Origin of the sequence: uncultured Campylobacter sp. (assembly GCF_937949835.1) — a bacterium.
Classification (GTDB): Bacteria; Campylobacterota; Campylobacteria; order Campylobacterales; family Campylobacteraceae; genus Campylobacter_B.
This window is the reverse complement of the sequence record NZ_CALEDC010000374.1, coordinates 1-5,631: the sequence shown is the minus strand read 5'-3', so window position 1 is coordinate 5,631 and position 5,631 is coordinate 1. Positions and strand designations below refer to the sequence as shown.

Genomic DNA, 5,631 nt, shown 5'->3' with positions numbered 1-5,631 from the left:
ATGAGATCAAAAACGACATCACCGGCACGCCTGCAAGCTTTGAGCCGGTGATCGATTATATCGTGACTAAAATTCCGCGCTTTGCGTTTGAAAAATTCCCAGGCGCAAACCCCTATCTAGGCACTGCGATGAAAAGTATCGGAGAGGTGATGGCGATCGGGCGCAGCTTTAAAGAGAGCATTCAAAAGGCGCTGTGCTCGCTGGAGAAGGGCTACTTCGGCTTCGTGGAGCTAAATTTAAGCGAAAAAGATCTCATCTTCGGGCTTCGCAATGCGCAGCAAGATAGAGCTTTATATATCGCTCAGGGCTTTAGAGCGGGCATGAGCGTAGATAAAATTTACGAGCTTAGCAAGATCGATCGCTGGTTTTTGAGCCAGATCGAGCAGATCGTAAAATTTGAAGAGCGCATCGATATGGAGATCATCAACGACGCGGCGCTTCTAAGACAGGCCAAGAGCTGGGGCTTTAGCGATAAGATGATCGCAAATTTGATCAACAAAAAGGACAATCTGGGCCTTACGCAAAACGACATCCATTTTGCCTGCGCCAGACAGGGCATCGGTCTTGAATACAACGAAGTAGATACCTGTGCAGGCGAGTTTGCGGCGCTTACCCCGTATCTGTATTCCAGCACCAACATAACGCCCGCCATCGCAAGTCGTAAAATTTCAAAAGATAATAAAAAAGTCCTCATCATCGGCGGAGGCCCGAACCGCATCGGACAGGGCATCGAGTTTGACTACTGCTGCGTGCACGCCAGCTACGCTCTGCGCGATATGGGAATCACCACGATAATGTATAACTGTAACCCAGAAACCGTCAGCACCGACTACGATACGAGCGATATTTTATACTTCGAGCCGATCGATTTCGAGCACGTTAGAGCGGTCATCGAGGCCGAAAACCCAGACGGCGTGATCGTGCATTTCGGAGGTCAAACGCCGCTAAAGCTCGCCAAACGCCTAAGCACCGTGGGAGCCAAGATCATCGGCACGAGCGCGCGCACGATAGACGTAGCGGAGGATCGCAAGAAATTTAGCGAGTTCATCGCAAGTATCGGCGTTAAGCAGCCCAAAAACGATACCGCTATAAGTGAAGCCGAAGCGATCGAAAAGGCCGCTGCGATCGGCTATCCGGTGCTCGTGCGCCCTAGCTACGTGCTCGGCGGTCGTGCGATGCGGCGCGTGCACAGCGAAGCCGAGCTTAGGCAGTATATGAGTGAGGCTGTTAGCGTGAGCCACCACTCGCCCGTGCTGATAGATAAATTTTTACTTGACGCGACCGAGCTTGACGTCGATGCGATCTGCGACGGGCGCGACGTGTATATCGGCGCGATAATGGAGCATATCGAAGAGGCGGGCATCCACAGCGGCGATAGCGCGAGTATCTTGCCGCCGCTTAGCCTAAGCGCGGAGATGATCGATCTGGTAAGTCGCCAAACCAAAGAGATCGCGCTAAATCTCGGCGTCGTGGGGCTTATGAATATTCAATTCGCGATTTTTGAAAATGAGCTTTACATCATCGAGGTAAATCCGCGCGCGAGCCGCACCGTGCCGTTTGTCAGCAAGGCGACCGGAATTCCGATGGCAAAGGTCGCTACCCGCGTAATGTGGCAAGGGGGTCTGCGCGAGGCTTTGAAATTTTACGACGAGTTCGGCGTGCTGGTCGAAGAGAAGGGAATTTTAAAGCCGCGTATTAAAAACCATATCTGCGTCAAAGAGAGCGTCTTTCCTTTCAATAAGCTTGCAGGCGCGGATCTGATCCTGGGGCCCGAGATGAAAAGCACCGGCGAGGTGATGGGTATCGGCGAAAATTTCGCCAAGAGCTTTGCTAAATCGCAAATCGGCGCGAGCAATGCGCTTCCAAGCGGCGGCAAGGTATTTTTGTCACTAGCTGATCATGACAAACCGCGAGCCGTAGAGCTTGCACGCGCGTTTACGGATGCGGGCTTTAGTATCGCCGCTACGAGCGGCACTCACAAACTACTGAGAGAAAACGGCGTAGAGTGCGAGTTTGTCTATAAAATCAGCGAGGGTCGCCCAAATATCGAGGACAAGCTCAAAAACGGCGAAATTTCGCTCGTCATCAACACTAGCGATAGCAAATCAAGCTCCACCGATGCCGCGAAGATCCGCCAGAGCGTGCTGCGCTTTAGACTGCCGTATTTTACGACGATGAAGGCGGCGATCGCAGCTACGCGCTCAATCTGCTCGATAAAGGACGACTCCGCGCTTGAAGTTAAAACTTTGCAGGAGTATCTAAGCGGCAGATAGCATCTTACAAGAATCATAAATTTAATCATTGAGTATTTTGGCTTAGTGGTTAAATTTTACGATTTAAAATTCTAGGGATATGAATATATAAGTCAAAATAGGCTTTTGTAGTGCATATTAGAAATCAGCTCATATATATCAGGTATTAAAATCCTCGTCGTCGACACAGCTCATCGTTCATTACCATTGAGAAGAGCATCTCGTTATCGAGATAATATGTCTGATAAATATATTTAATGCCAGCATCTTTTGCTTTCGAGCCATCACTCAAGTTCATATTAAGAATTCTACAGCTCCTATCTACTATATCGGAGTTATTTTTGTTGTTATGAAGAAATATACTATATAGCCTTTGCTTATATTTTTCTCTATCTATATTTGGTGCAGTAATATGAAATGTGTATTTGATCGTTATAGTATCACTTTTACAGACTAAAATAGGGAACATAGTAGCAATTTCACCAACCTCTTGTTTTAAATCATAATCACTCATGATCTGAACTGCAATATTTTGATTGCATCCGTCATTAGCAAATGAAATGCTGATCCCCAATAAAAGAAAAAATATTGTTTTACGCATTTTGTGGCCCTTCTGTTATTTGCATATATTTTCCACGCTATGGTTACTAAATAAATTTTTAGATAATTCAATAATCATATTTTTTGCAAAAATTATCATCTACCATAACTATATAAAAAGGCTCGTTGTTGCCAAAAAAGTATATAAAATTTGTTTTTCGGTTTAAACCTAAATTCTGAAAGGTATCTAAATTAAAACAGATTGAATCAGCTGCGATTTTATCGAGTGTCCCATCTGCTCTTGAATATGCAGCTTCTTTTTTAGACATTTTTTGAGATCTTTTTAAATCAGTACCGACCATCATCGTACTATTTTCGCAGAAAAAACCAATATACGCTTTTTGTTCTTGCGATAACGAATTAATAGTTACTAGAAACTTTTTTACCTCTTCGTTATCACATGCATCATAAGCGAACGAAGCGCCGATCGTCAATATAAGAGAAAATATTATTTTGCGCATAGCGTAAAACCTTAAAATTATTTATCAGCAGAAAATTCGCGTAAGCTCGCTAAAGTTTTACCTCGTTGCTCGTTAAACTCAACGCATATTTCTAAAGCATTGGAGAATTTTTCAAATGCGGTTTTTAGTTTATTTGTATCTTCATTGTTACAACAAAACGACGTTAATTGCTTATCTCCCATATAGATATCTACTGAATTTTGCGGATATTGTGAATTCTCCATCTTTGTAATTCTTAGTTTTATTCCCTCAGAATATTGGGTGACGATGTTCATAACTTCAGACTTATCCGCTCTTTCTTTGATGATTAGTTTCAAAGTGATCTCCTTATTTAAAATTTAAATTATGATACCCCCTCCCCTACAAAATGCTTAAATTTAGAAATATTAATTTTAAATTTTTATTGCGTTTGTCAATAATTTTTATATCAAAGCATAGAGTAAATGAGAGCTTTAACGCTTAGATTGGTAGTTAATTCGTAAGCCGGTATTGAAGTAGATATCGGATATAGAAAAAATTTATATAAATCTTGGTAATTAAAGATTTTTCTAAAAGTTTTAAAACCTCAACAATTATACTGTCATTTACTTACAAACTCGGTAAAATCACTGATTATTATCGCTAGGCACCTTTAAAATTTGAACTAAATTTCACGTTTTTAGAATTCTTATTAAAACTGAATGCCATTAAGGCTGCTAATTTATATTTTCTCGCGATAGCATATCTTAAAATTCCGATTAAATTTAACGCGGCGGCGGATTTTAAAATTTACTGCCTTTTTTGCACTTTAACTTTCGGAGCGGTTTTTGTGCCTTGCGCTTTTGCCTGCGGGCGCTCGATGATGCGGATATTGGCGTTTGAGCGGAGTCTGTCGTTAAACTCGGCGACCGCTTTTTTGCGCTCAGAGGTTACGTAGCCTTCGATCGCCTTTTCTTGCACGCTATCAAAATCAAGCGTGCGAAGCCCTTTTTTGTCATTTACATAAAACATCTCATATCCGTTGCGCGTAGGGATAATCGGCGAAAATTTGCCCTGTTCGACGTTCGTGACGATGTATTTGAGCCCCTCGTCCATTTGATTGGCCTTTAGGGTTCCCTTCATCACATGCACGTCGCTTGGGCGGAGCTTTGGATTTGTGCGGATCTTATCGAGCGGAGCTTGTGATTTTGCGATGTAGCGGGTGAGCGTGATGCTATCGAAGGTTGTAAATAATGAGCTATTTTGGCTATAGAATTTTTTGACATTTTCTGGGGTCGTGCGGTGTTGTACGTCTGCGAATATCGAGCCATAGAGCTTTTCTTCAAGCAGTGTGCGGCGGATATTTGCTTTAAAGTCATCGTAGTTCATGCCTTGTTTTTGCACGGCGGTTTTGAGCTGGTCTAAGCTAAGCTTATTTTGATCGGCGATTGCTTTGAGCCTCGCGTCGATCTCCGCGTCATTTACCGCGATGCCGCGGCGTTTAATCTCGGATTGTTGCAGCTTTTGCCCGATTAAAATTTCCATCGCGGCTTGCGGCGAAGCACCCGTTAGTTTTTGAACTTTGGCTAGTTCGTAGCCGGTGATCGGCTCATTATCTACCACGGCGATGACGCCGTTTACTACTTCGGCATTTGCACAAACAGCACAGATCATTGCGGAAAAAAGCAGTTTCTTTATCATTTTTAACCTTTATTTAGTCTTTTTGCTTTATAATTACAAGATCGCGATTATAACATTAAATGGTAATTTTTGCAAAGGAATTTTATGATAGTAACTCGTTTTGCGCCGAGTCCTACGGGATATTTACATATCGGCGGACTTAGAACGGCGCTTTTTAGTTATCTTTACGCTAGAGCAAACGGCGGCAAATTTCTGCTGCGTATCGAGGATACCGATCTGAAGCGCAATTCGCAGGAGGCTGCTAAGGCGATCGAGGAAGCCTTTAAGTGGTGCAATCTGGACTATGACGGGCAGATCGTGTATCAAAGCTCGCGCTTTGATCTTTACAAACAATACGTCCAAAAGCTGCTAGATGAGGGCAAGGCATACAAATGCTATATGAGTAAGGACGAGCTGGATGAGCTGCGCGCGCAGCAGGAAGCTCGCAAAGAGCGCCCGCGCTACGATAACCGCTATCGCGACTTTACCGGCACGCCGCCTGCTGGTATCGAGCCCGTAATCCGCATCAAATCCCCGCTTAGCGGCATGATAGAATTTAACGACGGCATCAAGGGCGAGATAAAATTTAATGCCGCCGATATTTTGGACGATTTCATCATCGCGCGCTCCGACGGCACGCCTACGTATAACTTCACGGTCGTGATCGACGACGCGCTGAT

Annotated in this window: 6 protein-coding genes; 2 read left to right on the top strand and 4 right to left on the bottom strand. The window is 44.0% G+C overall.

The window, feature by feature from the left end:
- A partial coding sequence (gene carB, locus Q0256_RS08575) for a carbamoyl-phosphate synthase large subunit (protein ID WP_297962224.1) occupies positions 1-2,273 on the top strand: 2,273 nt, incomplete at its 5' end.
- Positions 2,274-2,418: 145 nt separating this feature from the next.
- Here the strand turns inward: carB and Q0256_RS08570 are convergent.
- The 4 genes from Q0256_RS08570 to Q0256_RS08555 all read right to left on the bottom strand — a co-directional run bounded on the left by Q0256_RS08570 (position 2,419) and on the right by Q0256_RS08555 (position 4,972).
- Positions 2,419-2,853 carry a hypothetical protein gene (locus tag Q0256_RS08570; protein WP_297902588.1) on the bottom strand — a complete coding sequence of 145 codons (435 nt, stop codon included), beginning with the start codon at positions 2,851-2,853 and terminating at the stop codon, positions 2,419-2,421.
- Positions 2,854-2,920: 67 nt separating this feature from the next.
- Positions 2,921-3,313: a hypothetical protein gene (locus Q0256_RS08565; RefSeq protein WP_297962222.1), complete on the bottom strand. Its 393-nt coding sequence runs from the start codon at positions 3,311-3,313 to the stop codon at positions 2,921-2,923.
- A gap of 17 nt (positions 3,314-3,330) precedes the next feature.
- Positions 3,331-3,630, bottom strand: coding sequence for a hypothetical protein (locus tag Q0256_RS08560; protein WP_297962220.1), 300 nt, complete (start codon positions 3,628-3,630; stop codon positions 3,331-3,333).
- Between the two features lie 451 nt (positions 3,631-4,081).
- Positions 4,082-4,972, bottom strand: coding sequence for a peptidylprolyl isomerase (locus Q0256_RS08555; RefSeq protein ID WP_297962218.1), 891 nt, complete (start codon positions 4,970-4,972; stop codon positions 4,082-4,084).
- An 84-nt stretch (positions 4,973-5,056) separates the two neighbouring features.
- On the opposite strand from Q0256_RS08555, the gene Q0256_RS08550 reads away from it, so the two are divergent.
- The coding region (locus tag Q0256_RS08550; RefSeq protein ID WP_297962216.1) for a glutamate--tRNA ligase family protein at positions 5,057-5,631 on the top strand (575 nt) is incomplete at its 3' end.

What these genes read in the sequence shown, in the direction of transcription:
- Q0256_RS08570 (WP_297902588.1), bottom strand. Translation starts at nt 2,853, where the DNA reads ATGCGTAAAACAATATTTTTTCTTTTATTGGGGATCAGCATTTCATTT.
- Q0256_RS08565 (WP_297962222.1), bottom strand. Translation starts at nt 3,313, where the DNA reads ATGCGCAAAATAATATTTTCTCTTATATTGACGATCGGCGCTTCGTTC.
- Q0256_RS08555 (WP_297962218.1), bottom strand. Translation starts at nt 4,972, where the DNA reads ATGATAAAGAAACTGCTTTTTTCCGCAATGATCTGTGCTGTTTGTGCA.